Source organism: Niallia sp. Sow4_A1, assembly GCF_052116745.1.
GTDB classification, from domain to species: Bacteria; Bacillota; Bacilli; order Bacillales; family Cytobacillaceae; genus Niallia; species Niallia hominis.
The window spans coordinates 42,483-57,693 of the sequence record NZ_JBQKKM010000003.1 but is presented as its reverse complement, the minus strand read 5'-3'; the positions used below and the strand labels follow the sequence as shown (position 1 = coordinate 57,693).

The following is a 15,211-nucleotide window of genomic DNA, read 5'->3' as shown; positions in this document are numbered from 1 at the left end:
TTTCCTTATTAATAGCCCAATTGTTTATCAACTACATTGATTAGGTCTTTGCCATCTTTAAATCGCTGGATATTTTCTAGAAATACCTCCATGTAACGATCTATAGTGTTTGGCGAAAAGAAGGCATTATGTGGAGATATAACAACATTTTCCACCTCCCATAATGGGTGTTCATGTGGCAAAGGCTCTACCTCAAATACATCCAATGCAGCTCCAGCAATTTTTTTCTCGTTTAATAAATGGATGAGTTCCTCTTCTTCGATCGTATTTCCTCTTCCAATATTAATTAGAAAACTACTTTCTTTCATTTTTGCTAATCTTTCCTTGTTAATCAGCTGGTATGTATCAGGGGTTGAAGGCAAAGCAAGAATAAGAAAATCAGCCTCTGCTATCACATCATCTATATGGTCCAGACCAACGATTTTATCTGCAGGATCCTCACCAGATAATTTGGAAGGTCTTTTCTTACAGCCGATGACAAACATATCCAATGCTTTTGCCCGTTTAGCAATTTGTTTTCCAATTTCCCCATAGCCAATTATTCCAACTGTTGAGCCTGAAAGGTCCGTAATAGGAGTGGGCGCCCATCTATTGTCCAGCTGGTTTCGAATCATTAAGTGTATTCCTCTTGCCAAACTAGCCATCATCGCAATTGTATGTTCTGCGATTGGAACAGATGTGCAACCCTTTGTATTCGTAATAACAATATCACTCTTTCTTACTTCCTCATGTAAAAGAGCATCCAGACCAACACTTAATGATTGCACCCATTTTATATTTGGGGCATTTTTCAAAATCGATAGGGTATCAGTTAAACCTAAAGTTAACACAATATTACAGTCACTAATATCCTGGCTTATCGGTGGTTCAGGTTCTCCGTATTCCCAATGATCCACAATAACTTCTGCTCCTAATGCAGATATTTGAGCAAGATACTTTTCTGGTATAGTTCTTCTGATATAAATTTTAGGCATATTTGATACATTAGTCATTAATTTGCTTCCTCAATCATTTGTTTACTATTAACATGCTCATAATAGGTTTTTGCAAGTCGTTTAATTGCTTCTTGGATAATTTCTTCTTCACAGAAAGTAAAACATAAACGCATATGATTGTATCCCTCGTTTTGTAAGAAGAAATGCTTACCAGCGATATAGGAAACACCAGCCAGCATTGCGGCATCAACAAACTCACTAGTATCAATGTCATCTGGGAAAGTAAGCCAAAGAAAGAAACCTCCTTGTGGTTCATGAAAGGAAACATCTTCACCAAAGTGTTGCTTTATCGCAGAAACCATCGCGTTTTTACGTGAAAGATAGATAGAATTCAAATTATTGATTTGTTCATCCATATCTATTTGTTCAAGTAAATTCTTTGTGACTTCTTGTACATACACACTTGTTAACCCATCTATTTTTAAAATTTGCATTTTTTCGATTATTTCTTTTAATCCAATTGCCCAACCAAGTCGTAAGCCAGGTGCGATTATCTTTGAAAAAGTACTTAAGTAAATAACTCTTTCAGGTCCAAATGAATAAATAGCTGGAGTGTAGTTTTTATTGAAGGAAAGCTCCACATAGGCGTCATCCTCAATAATAAAGAAATTGTATTCATAAGCCAATTCAGCAAGGCGTTTTCTTCTTTCAATAGATAAATTGACGCCACCTGGATTTTGGTAATTTGGAATGATATACATCAATTTTGGCAAAGGAAGATTATTTTTTACCCGTTGAATTAGCTCTTGTTCGACTAGATCCACTCGTAAGCCATGTTCGTCGATTGGAAAAGAAAGCAAATTCGTTTCCGCTAAGCGAAATGTTTTAAGGGCTCCAAAAAAGGTTGGTGCTTCTACCCATATTTCATCACCAGGATCTGTGAGTGTTCTTGTGATTAAATCAATCGCTTGGGAGCTTCCTGCAGTAACGATAATTTCTTTTTCTGTTGCTTCAATTTCTCTCAGCTTAGATCGCTCTTTAATCCAATTTAGGATGTTCTTAGGACCAGTTCCACCACTATAAGCCAAAGCTTGTCTTCCTTGTGTAATCATTGCAGCTTCTGTCGCTGCGGTCATTTTATCAACTGGAAGAGATTCTGGTGCAGGAAAGCCAAAAGATAAAGGGATTAGATCATCTTGTTTCCCTGCAAAAGCAGAACCGACAACTTCTATTTCAGGGAACCTTTTACTAAATGAAAATTGCTTTAATAGATGCATGTTTACCACCGTCCATATATTATTTTAAAAAAATTAAAGAGAGCTTTACTATCTAATGCGTTCATTGCTTGTTAAAAGGATAATAAGTCACTCCTTTTCTTAAAAAGGCTATTTCAATTAATATAAGCTATTTATTTCGTAATGGGAAATATTAAAAAACTTTAAAAATAAAAGAAAACAAGAGATTAGAAGATAAAAAGTACATAAAATAACAAAAATTCGGAATTTTATTAATTTATAATAAAAATTATTTAATACACGAAATTCAGAAGTGAAATAGGAAAAACAATATGACTATAAGAGTTAAGGGAGGGTAGGTGGTTATTTAACAGCCGTTAAAGGTCTGGATAGTTTAACTACGCAACAGAGAGTATAGTGGAAATAGTTACAGATGGTAGATCCACTTTACTTTATGCTTACTAATTCTTACAAAAGTAGCTATATGGAAAAGAATCATACAAATCTATTATTTCGACATATGCCTACTTTATCCACTTAGCGAATAGTGTCAATAACAGGAGAAAAACGACGAAAAGGGATGAAAGCGCTACCTAATATAATTTTTAAAAAATTATAAAAAAACATTGTTTTAAGAGAAATAATTCCTTATAATGAAAGCAAGTTAGATAATAGAACATGAATTGTGAGGTAAGTTAACATGGCTGAATTTACATTAGAGAAAATTGAAAGTATCGTTAAAGAAAAAAGTGTAGAATTATTACATCTACAATTTGTGGACATTGAAGGCATTTTAAAAAACATTACTATTACTGCACAACAATTAGATGATGCTGTAGAAGGAAAAATCATGATTGATGGTTCATCCATTAAAGGATTTTCTCCCATTAACAAATCAGACTCTTATTTACTACCAGATTTAAACACATTTGCAGTATTACCTTGGACAGAAACAGAAGGTTATTCAGAAGCTCGTTTCCTTTGCTCTGTTACAAACCCAGATGGTACTTTATTTGAAGGCGATACACGAAATGTTCTTAAGAAAACTGTTGAACGTGCAGCTGAAAAAGGATATACGATTTCAGTTGGACCTGAATTAGAATTCTTCTTATTTGCTACGGATGAAAATGGATATCCAACTACTGAATTAGGTGACAAAGGCGGTTATTTTGAGCCATCACCAAAAGATTTAGGGGAAAAAGTTCGTGTGGAAATTTTCAAAACTTTGAAAGCAATGGGCTTCACAATTGAAGCACTTCACCACGAAGTAGCAGAAGGGCAACATGAAATTAATTTCAAATATGCAGATGTATTAACAGCTGCTGATTTAGCTACAACATATAAATGGGTTGTAAAAACAATTGCTGCTCAATATGGTTTGCATGCTACATTTATGCCAAAACCAGTATTTGGAATAAATGGTTCTGGAATGCATGTTAACATGTCATTCTTTAAGGATGGAGACAATAGTTTTTATGACGCAAACAATGATTTAGAGTTATCTGATACTGCATATTCTTTCATTGCTGGTGTATTAGAAAATGTTAAAAATTTCGTAGCTATTACGAATCCGCTAGTAAACTCTTATAAGCGTTTAGTACCTGGTTACGAAGCACCTTGTTACTTAGCATGGTCTGCATCCAACCGTTCAGCATTAATCCGCATTCCTGCAAAACGTGGAATGGCAACTCGTGTTGAACTTCGTTGTCCAGATCCATCTTCAAACCCTTATCTAACATTTGCTGTTATTGCTTCTGCAGGATTAGATGGAGTAGAAAAAGGCTTGAAGGCTCCAGCACCAATTAACGAAGATATCTTCCATATGACAGATGAACGTCGTGAAGAACTTGGCATTGATAGCTTACCTGGTGGTTTAGATGCTGCAATCGCAGAACTTGAAGCTGGGGAAATTGGTCTTAAAACTCTTGGAGAGCACGTATTTACTGAATATGTAGCTGCTAAAAAAGAAGAGTGGGATAACTACCGTACTACAATTCATGCTTGGGAAATCGAAAACTATCAATATAAATTCTAATATACTAGTTAAATAGAATAGGAGCTTCAAACTCTTATTAGACTGCAAATAAACACCTGTATGGGTAGTTTGTTTGCAGTTTTATTTATTTCTTTTATAAGTATAGATAAATGGGGTCTGTTGTTTAGCTAGTGTGGCATTCTACTTTTCAAACATTAAATTGTGATTAAATGCCAAGCAAAATCGCCTCTTTTTTCTGTTCTTTTCTTTAAATTTTGGTAAGTTATGATAAAATAAAGTGGGATGTATGATTTTAGTTATTACGTCATCAGATTATGGTAATAAGGAGATTTGCTAAATGGAAAAAGTATTGATTTTTGGTCATAAAAATCCGGATACGGATACTATTTGCTCTGCTATTGCATATGCAGAATTAAAAAAAGAGCTTGGAGTGGAAGCGGAAGCTGTTCGTCTAGGTGAGATTAGCGGCGAAACAAAGTTCGCTTTAGATTATTTTAAAAAGGAAGCTCCTCGTTTCATCGAAAAAGCAAGTTCAGAAACAAAGTCTGTTATTTTAGTTGACCACAATGAGTTTCAGCAAAGTGTGGAAGACATTAAAGATGTAACAATTTTAGAAGTTATTGATCATCATCGTATTGCAAACTTCGAAACAAGTGATCCTTTATACTATCGTGCAGAACCAGTAGGATGTACAGCTACTATTTTGAATAAAATGTATAAAGAAAATAATGTGGAAATTAAGAAAGAAGTTGCTGGGCTAATGCTTTCCGCAATCATTTCTGATTCATTATTATTTAAATCTCCAACATGCACAGAGCAAGATGTACAAGCTGCTAAAGAATTAGCAGAGATTGCTGGTGTAAATGTGGAAGAGTATGGTTTAGAAATGCTTAAAGCCGGTGCAGATCTAAGCGACAAAACAGTTGATCAATTATTAAGCATTGATGCGAAAGAATTCTCAATGGGTACATACAAAGTGGAAATTGCCCAAGTAAATGCAGTTGACACAAATGATGTAATTTCTAAACAAGCAGAATTAGAATCTTCTATTCAAGCGATCATTGCTAAAAAAGGCTTAGATTTATTCCTGCTTGTTGTAACAGATATTCTAAATAATGATTCTGTTGCTGTTGCTTTAGGTAATAAAGCACAGGCAGTAGAAAAAGCATTTAACGTACAGCTAGAAACGAACACAGCTTTATTAAAAGGTGTTGTGTCACGCAAAAAACAAATCGTACCAGTCTTAACAGAAGCCTTTAATGAACAATAAAAGGTGCTAAATGATGAAAAGAAGAAACAGTCCATTTAATTGGGCTGTTTTTTTCGAAATAAAGAATGTTAAAGTATGTATGCTAATTACATTGCTAACTTGGTAACAACAGCATTTGCTTAACTGATCCATTATGGAAATTTAATTATTATAATAATTAAATAATTTTACGCACTCAATATAATAAATAAAAAAATTTGGGATAATCTATAAGAAAGACTTAATAAAGTTATCTTTTACAATTCATTTAATTATAAAAGGAGGCTGTTATGTCACCTAAACGAGTATTTTTCCTTATGCTGCTAATGGCTATGCTTATTATTACAACACCAAATGATGTTATGCTAGCTAAGAATGGTTTAAACATTGGAGACAAAGCTCCAAATTTTACATTAAAAGATCTTAATGGAAATAAAGTAGAGTTATCCGATTTTAAAGGTAAATTTGTTATGATCAATTTTTGGACAACCTGGTGCCCACCGTGTAAAAAAGAAATGCTTGATATAGAAACCTTTTCAAAGGAAAAACAAAATGATTGGGTTGTCCTTGCTGTAAATGTTGATGGCGGAAATGAAGCAGGGGTTAGACAATTTGTCCAGGAGAGAAAATTAACTTTTCCAGTTTTAATGGACAAGAAAGATATGGTTGCTAATCAATATCATATACTTAGTATACCAACCACCTATTTCCTAAATAGAGAAGGAGATATCATCCATAAGCATTTTACGATGTTAACCCTCAAAGAAATGAGAGAATTGACAAAAAGTAAAAAATAATGAAAATAATATAAATTAGCATGTAAGCGCTTTACAAACTGCTGGTGATATACTATAATTACAAATGTAGTAATAAGGAGTGCACCCCTTGTTTTAATTATCAGAAAACAAAAACTTTTCAAATAGATTCAAAAATTATTTCTTTTCATGTAATAATTATTTTACTTATTGGGAAATATGATAATACAAATTTTTTATAAAGGAGAATGAGCCATGAGAAAACCTCGCAAACGTTCATTTCAAGAATTAGTATTAGAGAATAAAATGCAATTATTAAAGGATAGAGAAGCAATTGAAAAAATTGAAGAACGATTAGAAAGAAAGCATTTGAAAAAAGCTCGTTAATATTAAAATCTAGAAATTACCATCTATTCTGCTTGTACTTTTGTACAAAATATAAAAGAAGGAGTTGATTAGATGAGTAATCCTAAAAAAGATAGCAAACACTTTGTACCAAGCCATATTGGGACAAAATCAAGAAGCTTTGGTGGAAACAAAGGAAAGCAAATGCAAGATAAATCAGGACAACATGCTCAAGTAATTCAAACAAAAGGGGAATAATTGTCTCCTCAAAATATAAACCATAATTAGACAGCAATCACTCATTTTTTTGATGAAAAGAATGAGTAATTGCTGTCTTTATTTTTGACGGAAAAAAGGAAAAAATGCTTGTACTAATGATATTAGGGATGAAAGGTACTTTACTAAGATAAATCCTATGAGAAAGGTACATAATCATTAACGAAAATAAAGGAATATGTTAGTATTAAAAAGGTATATCCTAAATTTATTAAGTGAAGTGAACATATGAATAACGAACAAGTAAAACCAAATATAAAAGATCAAGAAATTTATCTGTTAGAGAAAGAGTTTGAAGAGCATGGTTTCGTAGAAAATGAAAAAAAAATCTTAGATGCGATTCAAACGCTAAATGAAGCACAGAATGGAAAAGAAATTTCCCAATTATTAACGATAGCGGCATTATCCAGGGTGCATGGGAATCAAAAGGATACAATTGCGGTCGCATGGTTAAACAAAGCTATTGAGCTAAACCCAGACAATACAATGGCTCTTAAATATCTTTCCCAATATGATTGGAAGAATTTCAGCCACTTGCTCGATCAGCTTGTCTTCCCTAATATTCGCGAAACCGATAATCGAACAGCAAAACGCAAAATTGCAGAGCAATATATAAATAATTGTCGCGCATTTTTAGAGCAAATGGAAGATGAAGTGGCACATATTAAGAAACAGAGAATAAATGCTACTGTTTACGATAATAAAGAGGCAGTTGCGAAATATGAAACCATTGAACAAACGCTAAAAATAGTGATTGAGAAAACGTCTGAGCTATTGAAATCTGCTGAAGAGTATGCCGAATCTATTAGTGGTGTGTTTCATACATCGATTTACTATGAAAGTGTAAAAACGTTAATAGAAGAGCTTCAAGAACTTAAAAAGGAATGGGCAAGCCTTTTTGTAGAAGAAAAGGAAGAAAAACAGACGACACTTTCCTCGTTAGAGCAACTTGAGCAAATGGTCGGTCTTGCAACAGTAAAAAAAAGAGTACAGGATTTTTATCAGTTTTTAAGCTACCAAAAAGCAAGAAAAAAATTAGGCTATATGATTCAGGATGAATTAAGTCTAAACATGATCTTTACAGGTAATCCAGGTACTGGAAAAACTACGCTTGCCCGTCTAATGGCCAAGATATATCATGAACTAGGTGTATTGCCTAGCGCAGAGGTTGTAGAAACAGATCGATCCCAATTAATAGGTGGCTATATGGGACAAACAGAAGAAAATGTACGTTCTGTTGTTAAACAAGCAGTTGGCGGCGTTCTGTTTATTGATGAAGCTTATAGCTTAAAACGTGAGGGACAATCTGGTAATGATTATGGCCAGACAGCAATTGATACGCTTGTTTCCTTAATGACAGGGTCTGAGTTTGGTGGTAAGTTTGCTGTTATTTTAGCAGGCTACCCAGAGGAAATGCGTCAATTCCTAGATGGTAATCATGGGTTAAGAAGTCGTTTTCCAGCCTCTAATATGATTCATTTACCTGATTATACACCTAGTGAATTATTAGCAATTGGTGAAAGAATGGCTTCGAGTAATGACTATGTTATGACAGAAGATGGTAAAAAAGCATTATTAAAAAGACTTGAGAGGGAACAAGTGGATGAAAGCTTTGGAAACGCTCGAGCTGTTCGCAATATTGTTCTTGATGCCATATTTAGCAAAGGTTCCCGTAAATCAAATCAACAAGAAATCTTAAAATATACATTGCTACAAGAATCGGATTTTGTTAGTGATGACAAGGAAAAACCAATCAATCCAGCGACAGAATTAAATGAACTAATCGGATTATCGAAAGTGAAAGAAGAAATAAAGAAAATTATAGCATTTGTAAAGGTTCAGCAATTAAGACAAAAGAAGGCGCAAAAGAATTTGCCCATACAACTACATGCTGTATTTACAGGGAATCCAGGTACTGGAAAGACTACTGTTGCGAAATTATATGCTCAGTTCCTTAAAGATTGTGGAATCTTAAAGAGAGGACACTTGGTTGTAACAAGCAGGGCAGACTTTGTAGCGGGATATGTAGGTCAATCTGCTATAAAAACGAGAAAAAAAATTAGAGAAGCACTTGGTGGCGTGTTATTTATTGATGAGGCTTACTCCTTATTAGGAAATGGTGGACAAGATTTTGGTAAAGAGGTCATAGATACATTAGTGATGGAAATGACAAAGCATAATGAGAATCTAGTTGTAATCCTGGCTGGCTACCCAAATGAAATAACTGCATTACTACAAAGCAATCCTGGCTTAACTTCTAGGTTTAAAAAGTTTATCCATTTTGCTGATTATGTAGCGGAGGAATTGATTGACATAATGAAAATGTATGCAGCGAAATATGATTATTCGTTATCAGAAGAAGCTATCTCCATATTAAAGAATCAACTGCCTAAAGTTTCGACTGAAGGAAATGGAAGATTTGCCACTAATATTATCGATGAAGCAGTGCAATTACAAGCATTACGACTGTCCGAGCAATTAGAGCAAGGAATGGAAGCAGATGTTTCTACACTGATTGCTGAAGATATAGAAAATGTTTTACAAGGATATAAACGGAAAATCGAAGAATAGGACGGTATGAAACAAATGGATAATTTTTTTATTTCAATAAGAGACATTGAATTATATTATGCAGACACAGATGCTATGGGTGTTGTATATCATGCGAATTATCTTAAATTTTTTGAAAGAGGTAGAACAGGGCTAATTGAGGACATTGGCTATGATTATTTAGAAATGGAAAATAAAGGGTATTTTGCACCAGTCTATGATGTCTATGCAATGTATAAAAAGCCGTTACGTTATGGAGACCAAGCAAAGGTTAAAACTTGGGTGGAAACAAATGATGGGATAAAAACAGTTTACGGATATCAGATTATCAACCAGAATGAAGAAATCTGTGTGGAAGGAACTACGACACATATTATCGTATCGAAGGAAACATTTAGACCGAAACCTTTTAAGAAGATTTTTCCCGAATGGTTTCATAAATATGAAGAAATTAAAAAGCAACCAACAGACAAGTAAAGCCATATAAAGGAGATTACTTTCATGGCCTTTGGATTAAAAAGACAAGAGCTGACAGAGTGGAAAAGAAGAATAGATAATGGGGAAATTGCATTTTTAACTCATTACTGGTTAGATGATCGCTTCCCAGATTGTAAGACAGTTACAAAAGTAGGATGTTCCGATATAAAAAAGTTAAAAAGCTGGGGCGAAAAGTATGGGTTAAAGGAAGAATGGATCCATTATCGGAAAGATGGCTATTCTCATTTTGACTTATTGGGTGATACACAAAAGAAAATTTTGAAAGAAGAGGGTATTTCCGAGCGTTTAAAATAGATTTTTGAATGCTACTTTCTAAAGCGTAAATGTATGGAATGGAAAATGTTCAAACTATAAACAATACAGAATCGCTTATTATATCGAGCTTATTTTTTGAAATAACCAAAATTAAAACAGCGAAAGGTGAGAGAAACTTACCTTTTCGCTGTTTTTTAGGTATTTTATCATTAGCTCAAAACTTACTATGCGTGACGATATTCTGGTTCGTTTGCTACTTCATTGAAATCTGCAAATAGATCTTTATCATCAAAATACCATAAATCTTTTTCTTCTATATAATAATGAATTCCATCCTTTACCGTTTCTACGCCAATATTTACAGGCTGTTCATTGGAAATTCCTAAAGAAAAACCTTGCTGCACTGTACTGCATCCGCCGTAACGAGCAAAGAAACGAATAAAGTCTCCATCTTTTAACAGCATTTCATCCTTGTACCATTCGGCAGCTTTATCACTAATCACAATTTTCATGTTTTCACACCTCTTATGAATTTTGCTCCTTAAATGCTAAGGAAGCAATCTATTACTATTGGTATATTTCAATTATAAAGGATTCTATTATAATTATCGAATAATTGCATTTGGTTTTACTCTGCTTGTCCTTCTATTAGCATATGATCCATTATTTTTTTATAAATAGAAGCACCATATTTATCAACGGCTTCTTCTGAAGTAACCAATGGATGCATGATATAATTGCTTTCATTCTTACTTGCAACAAAGGTAGGATAGAAGGTAGGCTGATCCAATGTAATAGTAGTCGAATTTCCTCTCTGCAGTTTATTCACCGTAATAGTTACCATTCCACCGATATCTCGATATTCTTCATCCTGTCCAGATAAAAAGTTCCCTAACGAATAAACAACTAAACCTTTTTGCCCATTCTTTCCTTCTAGCCATTCGATTGGCTGAAGAACATGCGGATGACTTCCGAAAATAATATGAACACCTTCATCGATAAAAAACTGTGCCAATTCTTTTTGCTCATTAGATGGATAACGCTCGTATTCGTTACCCCAATGAACTGCCATTACTATAACATCTGCAACTTTTTTGGCCCGTTGAATTTCGTTACTCATTTTTTCTTTATCTATTACATTAACGATATACTCGCTTCCTTTTGGAACGGGAATCCCATTTAAACCGTAGGTATAAGCTAAATAAGCAATCTTGACATCATTTTTTTCTAAAACAACTATCTTATCTTGATCATCTTTATTTAAATAGGTTCCAACATGGGGAAGATCTATTTGATTTAAATAATCAATGGAAAGCTTTTGCGCTTTTACTCCGCGATCTAAAGCATGATTATTTGCAGTAGTAACAATATCAACACCTGCTTTTTTTATGGTATCGGCAATTTCGTGGGGACTATTAAAAGTAGGATAGCCAGATAACCCAATCGTTTCTCCAGCGACAATTGTTTCTTGGTTTGCAAGCAATAAATCAGGTTTTTTTAATTCACTGGATAGATTAGCTAACATTTTATCAAAATTATAATAATCTCCTTCTCGAGCATCATTATAGACTCGATCATGGATAAGTATATCGCCAATAGCTGCTAATGTAATTTTTTTATTTTCTTCTTTTGCTAATTCATGAATGTTTCTACCTGAAATAGAATGAGATTCTTTGCTGGTAGAAGGGGAAAACTTTGACATCCCCACACTCACTAGTATGCATAATGCAACAATCAGGAAGAACATGTAGATTATTTTTCTTTTATTCATCATCAGCCTCTTTAAAACAATTTTAAAATCACTTTACAAATAATAGCATAACAAATATTGATACATTTGTAAGTAAAGAACAAGGAATTGATTGATTTTTTTCTGCCACTGTACTCTATCACAAAGGAAGTTATTGTTCCTTTAAAAAGTAGAATGGCAGCTGTATGGTAATGGTTGTCCCTTTTTCTATAGCACTTTGGACCTTCATAGTACCATTATATTTCTCAATCAGCTTTTTGCAGACATAAAGGCCCATGCCGGTTCCATTTTTTTTCGTCGTTTTAAGCGGAGTATATAAATGATTCAGCTGTTCCTCTGTCATGCCACATCCATTATCTTTTACTATAACCAAGAGATGGTCCCTAGAAACTTTTGTTTGAATAACCACCTCTTTTTGATTGGATGAATGATTTGCTTCCGTTGCTTCAAAGGCATTTTTTACAACATTAACGATTACTTGGGTAAGATGCTGTTCATGGATTATACATGATGGTTCGTCTGATATTAAGTCAATATGTAAGATTATTCCTTTTAAATTTGCTTCGCTCTTAAAAACAGAAGACATTTCCTTGATTAATTTATTTATAGATAGTGGGTGACTTTCCTTTGATTGAGATTTAGATAAATTTAAAAAATCGGTAATTAAGTCATTGGCTCGTGTTAATTCACTTAGTGCTAAATCCGTGTATTGATGAATGGAATGAAGATTATTTGTTTGTTTTATTAGTTGCAAAAATCCGCTAATAGACGTAAGCGGGTTACGTACTTCATGTGTTATGCTACAAACCATTTTGGCTATATTTTCACTATAGGTTGTAGAAAGAGTTAAGGATTGTAGACATTCGATTAAATGCTCCATATTTGCTTTTTGTTCCTGAAGTTTCGTTTCCACCATTTCTAATTTATTTTCAAAGTCTTCTGCAACTTCAATAGTACTCTTGTAATTTACAGTATGATTGGTCATCCTTATTCGCCCCTTTAACGATTATAGTAAAAGGTATGACGAAATAAATCATTTAATGTCAAATTAAACTTGTAAAATAAAAAAAAGACCGAAATCGGTCCTTTTTATAGCCAGGTTACTTTTGGCTCCGTTTTATTAATGATCCTCTTTATATTGGCACGATGTCTATAAACTACAAAAATCGTTAGAACGGCGAGAATAAAAATTAATAGTTTATCGTCCCAAAGGATAAGGGAATAGATAAGTCCCGCGAGACCAGCAACCATAGAAGATAAAGAAACATATTTTGATATATATAGTGTAAGAAAAAATACCGCTAAAATAATAAGGAATAAAAGTGGTTCATGACCAAGAAGAATGCCAGCAGACGTAGCAACTGCTTTTCCACCTTTAAAACCAGCAAATACTGGATACATATGACCAACTACTGCAAATATCCCAAAAATTAGCGGGTTTATCTCTATGTCAATGTTCCATATAAGAGTAGCAAGTATTGGCAACAATGTTGCGATTGTCCCTTTCAATATATCGGAAATTGTTACCGCAAAGCCTGCCTTCTTGCCAAGAACTCGAAATGAATTGGTACCGCCTAAATTCCCACTACCATGTTCTCGTATATCTTTATTGTAAAAGGTTTTGCCTATTATTAGTCCAGAAGGAATAGATCCAATTAAATAAGCGAGTATAATTAATAGTCCAATAATCAATTTTCGTAATCTCCTTCACCTATGTAAATGCTTTTTGCTTTTATATTGTATCATGTATTTGCGAAAACTCATCATTTTTTCAAAAAAATATTCTACATCCACAGATGATTATCCTTCCTATTATTGCAAAAACTAAATAGATATTAAGCAACCATAAATCACTGATTTTGAGAATTAGCCCCGTGAAAAGTGAATGGCAAGTCTTTAACAACGAAAACCGCTTTAGAAATGAAGCAAATGGGGAGGAAAATGATGAAACGGATAGTTGGTATTTTATTCCTGCTTTTTATCATTATATATAGTAGTACTATATATTATCATGTGAAAAAACCTCTTCCAATTGGGATGTCAGTAGAGGGAGCTATCCATCAAGTAGAAGATATTGAGCTATTAACAGACATCACCTACAAAAATAAACAGAATAAAAGAGTTGTTCAACATGAAGTGTTTCATACGATGCTAAAGGACATTCAACAAGCGAAGAAATTTATAGTAGTGGATATGTTTTTATTTAATAAAGATACAAATGAAGACCAAGTCTATCCACCCTTAGTAGAAGAATTTACAAAAGCGCTAATAAAGAAAAAAACGGATAATCCTTCCATTAGTATTGTTTTATTAACGGATAAAATCAATACAATCTATGGTTCCTATCCATCAGAGGAATTAAATGATTTAAAACAAATAGGTATTAAAGTTATCGAAACAAATGTAAAGAAGCTGCGAGATTCTAATCCACTTTATTCTGCTTTTTGGCGAATGTTTGGACAGTGGGGGAAAACAAATGGGAATGGTCATTTACCTAATCTTTTAGCAAAAAGTGGGCAAAAGATTACCGTGCTATCCTATTTAGAACTATTAAACGTAAAAGCAAATCATCGAAAACTATTAATTACGGAAAATGCTGCAATCATATCGAGTGGGAATATTCATAATGCAAGTGGCTATCATTCAAACATAGCTTTTCGTGTTGACGGAAACATAATTAATGATTTACTTGAAAGTGAAGAGAGTGGAGCTAGATTGAATGAACATCTCCATTTGCCACGGATCCCAAAACAACCTGAAACAAATACACAGATAGAAATTCAATTACTGACAGAAGGGAAAATAGGCAAACATGTATTAGAAGAAATCAGTAAAACAGATAGCAAAGATTCTATTTGGATAGGAATCCTCTATTTAGCAGATCGAAATGTTATCGATGAAATCAAAGCAGCGGCAGCGAGAAGGGTGCATATTTATTTACTATTGGATCCAAATCAAAATTCCTTTGGCAATAAAAAAAGTGGCTTGCCCAATATTCCAGTTGTAGCAGAGCTAAGAAAATCAAAAGTATCTAAAAATATTCATATTAAATGGTATAACACAGGAAAAGAACAATATCATCCGAAAATTATGCTAATAGAAAGAGAAACAGCAGATACCATTATTAGTGGTTCCGCTAATTTTACGCGTAGAAATCTTTATGATTTTAACTTGGAAACAGACATTAAAATTATCGCCAAAAAAGAAACAAAAGTAGCGATAGAAACGAAATCCTACTTTCAAAGATTATGGACAAATGATGGTGCAGAATATACAAGGGATGTAGATACACAAAGTAAATTACCTTTCTTTCGCTATATTGTCTATCGATTACAGAGGGTTTTATGGTTCACAACTTATTAATTTT

Annotated in this window: 15 protein-coding genes; 9 read left to right on the top strand and 6 right to left on the bottom strand. The window is 33.5% G+C overall.

Annotated features, from left to right (window positions below; translation table 11 throughout):
• Positions 1-8 precede the first annotated feature (8 nt).
• Both ACTQ5K_RS02445 and ACTQ5K_RS02440 read right to left on the bottom strand, forming a co-directional pair.
• A complete protein-coding gene (locus ACTQ5K_RS02445; protein WP_441993523.1) occupies positions 9-992 on the bottom strand; it encodes a D-2-hydroxyacid dehydrogenase in 984 nt (327 codons plus the stop codon).
• Positions 992-2,212 carry an aminotransferase-like domain-containing protein gene (locus ACTQ5K_RS02440; protein ID WP_441993521.1) on the bottom strand — a complete coding sequence of 407 codons (1,221 nt, stop codon included), beginning with the start codon at positions 2,210-2,212 and terminating at the stop codon, positions 992-994. Before ACTQ5K_RS02440 ends, ACTQ5K_RS02445 begins: the two co-directional genes overlap by 1 nt.
• Before the next feature lie 658 nt (positions 2,213-2,870).
• On the opposite strand from ACTQ5K_RS02440, the gene glnA reads away from it, so the two are divergent.
• The 8 genes from glnA (at position 2,871) to ACTQ5K_RS02400 (ending at position 10,133) form a co-directional block, all read left to right on the top strand.
• On the top strand, positions 2,871-4,205 hold the full coding sequence (glnA, locus tag ACTQ5K_RS02435) for a type I glutamate--ammonia ligase (protein WP_031537647.1): 1,335 nt from the start codon (positions 2,871-2,873) through the stop codon (positions 4,203-4,205).
• 298 nt (positions 4,206-4,503) lie between these two features.
• Entirely contained in the window at positions 4,504-5,436 is a 933-nt protein-coding gene (locus ACTQ5K_RS02430; RefSeq protein WP_235249327.1) for a manganese-dependent inorganic pyrophosphatase, read from the top strand.
• Positions 5,437-5,705: 269 nt separating this feature from the next.
• Entirely contained in the window at positions 5,706-6,212 is a 507-nt protein-coding gene (locus ACTQ5K_RS02425) for a TlpA disulfide reductase family protein (protein ID WP_031540140.1), read from the top strand.
• A gap of 213 nt (positions 6,213-6,425) precedes the next feature.
• Complete coding sequence (locus ACTQ5K_RS02420) at positions 6,426-6,557, top strand: FbpB family small basic protein (RefSeq protein ID WP_031540139.1); 132 nt, start codon at positions 6,426-6,428, stop codon at positions 6,555-6,557.
• Between the two features lie 72 nt (positions 6,558-6,629).
• A complete protein-coding gene (locus tag ACTQ5K_RS02415) occupies positions 6,630-6,773 on the top strand; it encodes an acid-soluble spore protein N (protein ID WP_016205356.1) in 144 nt (47 codons plus the stop codon).
• Between the two features lie 246 nt (positions 6,774-7,019).
• Positions 7,020-9,362, top strand: coding sequence for an AAA family ATPase (locus ACTQ5K_RS02410; RefSeq protein WP_441993517.1), 2,343 nt, complete (start codon positions 7,020-7,022; stop codon positions 9,360-9,362).
• Between the two features lie 15 nt (positions 9,363-9,377).
• Complete coding sequence (locus ACTQ5K_RS02405; protein WP_035416767.1) at positions 9,378-9,818, top strand: acyl-CoA thioesterase; 441 nt, start codon at positions 9,378-9,380, stop codon at positions 9,816-9,818.
• Between the two features lie 24 nt (positions 9,819-9,842).
• On the top strand, positions 9,843-10,133 hold the full coding sequence (locus tag ACTQ5K_RS02400) for a hypothetical protein (protein WP_031540135.1): 291 nt from the start codon (positions 9,843-9,845) through the stop codon (positions 10,131-10,133).
• A 185-nt stretch (positions 10,134-10,318) separates the two neighbouring features.
• Here ACTQ5K_RS02400 and ACTQ5K_RS02395 read toward each other — a convergent pair whose 3' ends face one another.
• The 4 genes from ACTQ5K_RS02395 to plsY all read right to left on the bottom strand — a co-directional run bounded on the left by ACTQ5K_RS02395 (position 10,319) and on the right by plsY (position 13,536).
• Entirely contained in the window at positions 10,319-10,606 is a 288-nt protein-coding gene (locus ACTQ5K_RS02395; protein ID WP_235249310.1) for a HesB/YadR/YfhF family protein, read from the bottom strand.
• Positions 10,607-10,722: 116 nt separating this feature from the next.
• Positions 10,723-11,865, bottom strand: a complete 1,143-nt coding sequence (locus tag ACTQ5K_RS02390) for a CapA family protein (RefSeq protein ID WP_441993514.1) — start codon at positions 11,863-11,865, stop codon at positions 10,723-10,725.
• Positions 11,866-11,995: 130 nt separating this feature from the next.
• On the bottom strand, positions 11,996-12,829 hold the full coding sequence (locus ACTQ5K_RS02385; protein ID WP_441993512.1) for a two-component system sensor histidine kinase NtrB: 834 nt from the start codon (positions 12,827-12,829) through the stop codon (positions 11,996-11,998).
• A gap of 104 nt (positions 12,830-12,933) precedes the next feature.
• Positions 12,934-13,536, bottom strand: coding sequence for a glycerol-3-phosphate 1-O-acyltransferase PlsY (plsY, locus tag ACTQ5K_RS02380; protein WP_031540131.1), 603 nt, complete (start codon positions 13,534-13,536; stop codon positions 12,934-12,936).
• Between the two features lie 252 nt (positions 13,537-13,788).
• Between plsY and ACTQ5K_RS02375 the strand changes: the two genes are divergently transcribed.
• Complete coding sequence (locus ACTQ5K_RS02375; protein ID WP_441993509.1) at positions 13,789-15,207, top strand: phospholipase D-like domain-containing protein; 1,419 nt, start codon at positions 13,789-13,791, stop codon at positions 15,205-15,207.
• Positions 15,208-15,211: the final 4 nt, after the last annotated feature.

Bases quoted from the DNA above. Each gene is read 5' to 3' on its own strand.
- ACTQ5K_RS02445 (WP_441993523.1), bottom strand. From the start codon at position 992: ATGACTAATGTATCAAATATGCCTAAAATTTATATCAGAAGAACTATA.
- ACTQ5K_RS02440 (WP_441993521.1), bottom strand. From the start codon at position 2,212: ATGCATCTATTAAAGCAATTTTCATTTAGTAAAAGGTTCCCTGAAATA.
- glnA (WP_031537647.1), top strand. From the start codon at position 2,871: ATGGCTGAATTTACATTAGAGAAAATTGAAAGTATCGTTAAAGAAAAA.
- ACTQ5K_RS02430 (WP_235249327.1), top strand. From the start codon at position 4,504: ATGGAAAAAGTATTGATTTTTGGTCATAAAAATCCGGATACGGATACT.
- ACTQ5K_RS02425 (WP_031540140.1), top strand. From the start codon at position 5,706: ATGTCACCTAAACGAGTATTTTTCCTTATGCTGCTAATGGCTATGCTT.
- ACTQ5K_RS02420 (WP_031540139.1), top strand. From the start codon at position 6,426: ATGAGAAAACCTCGCAAACGTTCATTTCAAGAATTAGTATTAGAGAAT.
- ACTQ5K_RS02415 (WP_016205356.1), top strand. From the start codon at position 6,630: ATGAGTAATCCTAAAAAAGATAGCAAACACTTTGTACCAAGCCATATT.
- ACTQ5K_RS02410 (WP_441993517.1), top strand. From the start codon at position 7,020: ATGAATAACGAACAAGTAAAACCAAATATAAAAGATCAAGAAATTTAT.
- ACTQ5K_RS02405 (WP_035416767.1), top strand. From the start codon at position 9,378: ATGGATAATTTTTTTATTTCAATAAGAGACATTGAATTATATTATGCA.
- ACTQ5K_RS02400 (WP_031540135.1), top strand. From the start codon at position 9,843: ATGGCCTTTGGATTAAAAAGACAAGAGCTGACAGAGTGGAAAAGAAGA.
- ACTQ5K_RS02395 (WP_235249310.1), bottom strand. From the start codon at position 10,606: ATGAAAATTGTGATTAGTGATAAAGCTGCCGAATGGTACAAGGATGAA.
- ACTQ5K_RS02390 (WP_441993514.1), bottom strand. From the start codon at position 11,865: ATGAATAAAAGAAAAATAATCTACATGTTCTTCCTGATTGTTGCATTA.
- ACTQ5K_RS02385 (WP_441993512.1), bottom strand. From the start codon at position 12,829: ATGACCAATCATACTGTAAATTACAAGAGTACTATTGAAGTTGCAGAA.
- ACTQ5K_RS02375 (WP_441993509.1), top strand. From the start codon at position 13,789: ATGAAACGGATAGTTGGTATTTTATTCCTGCTTTTTATCATTATATAT.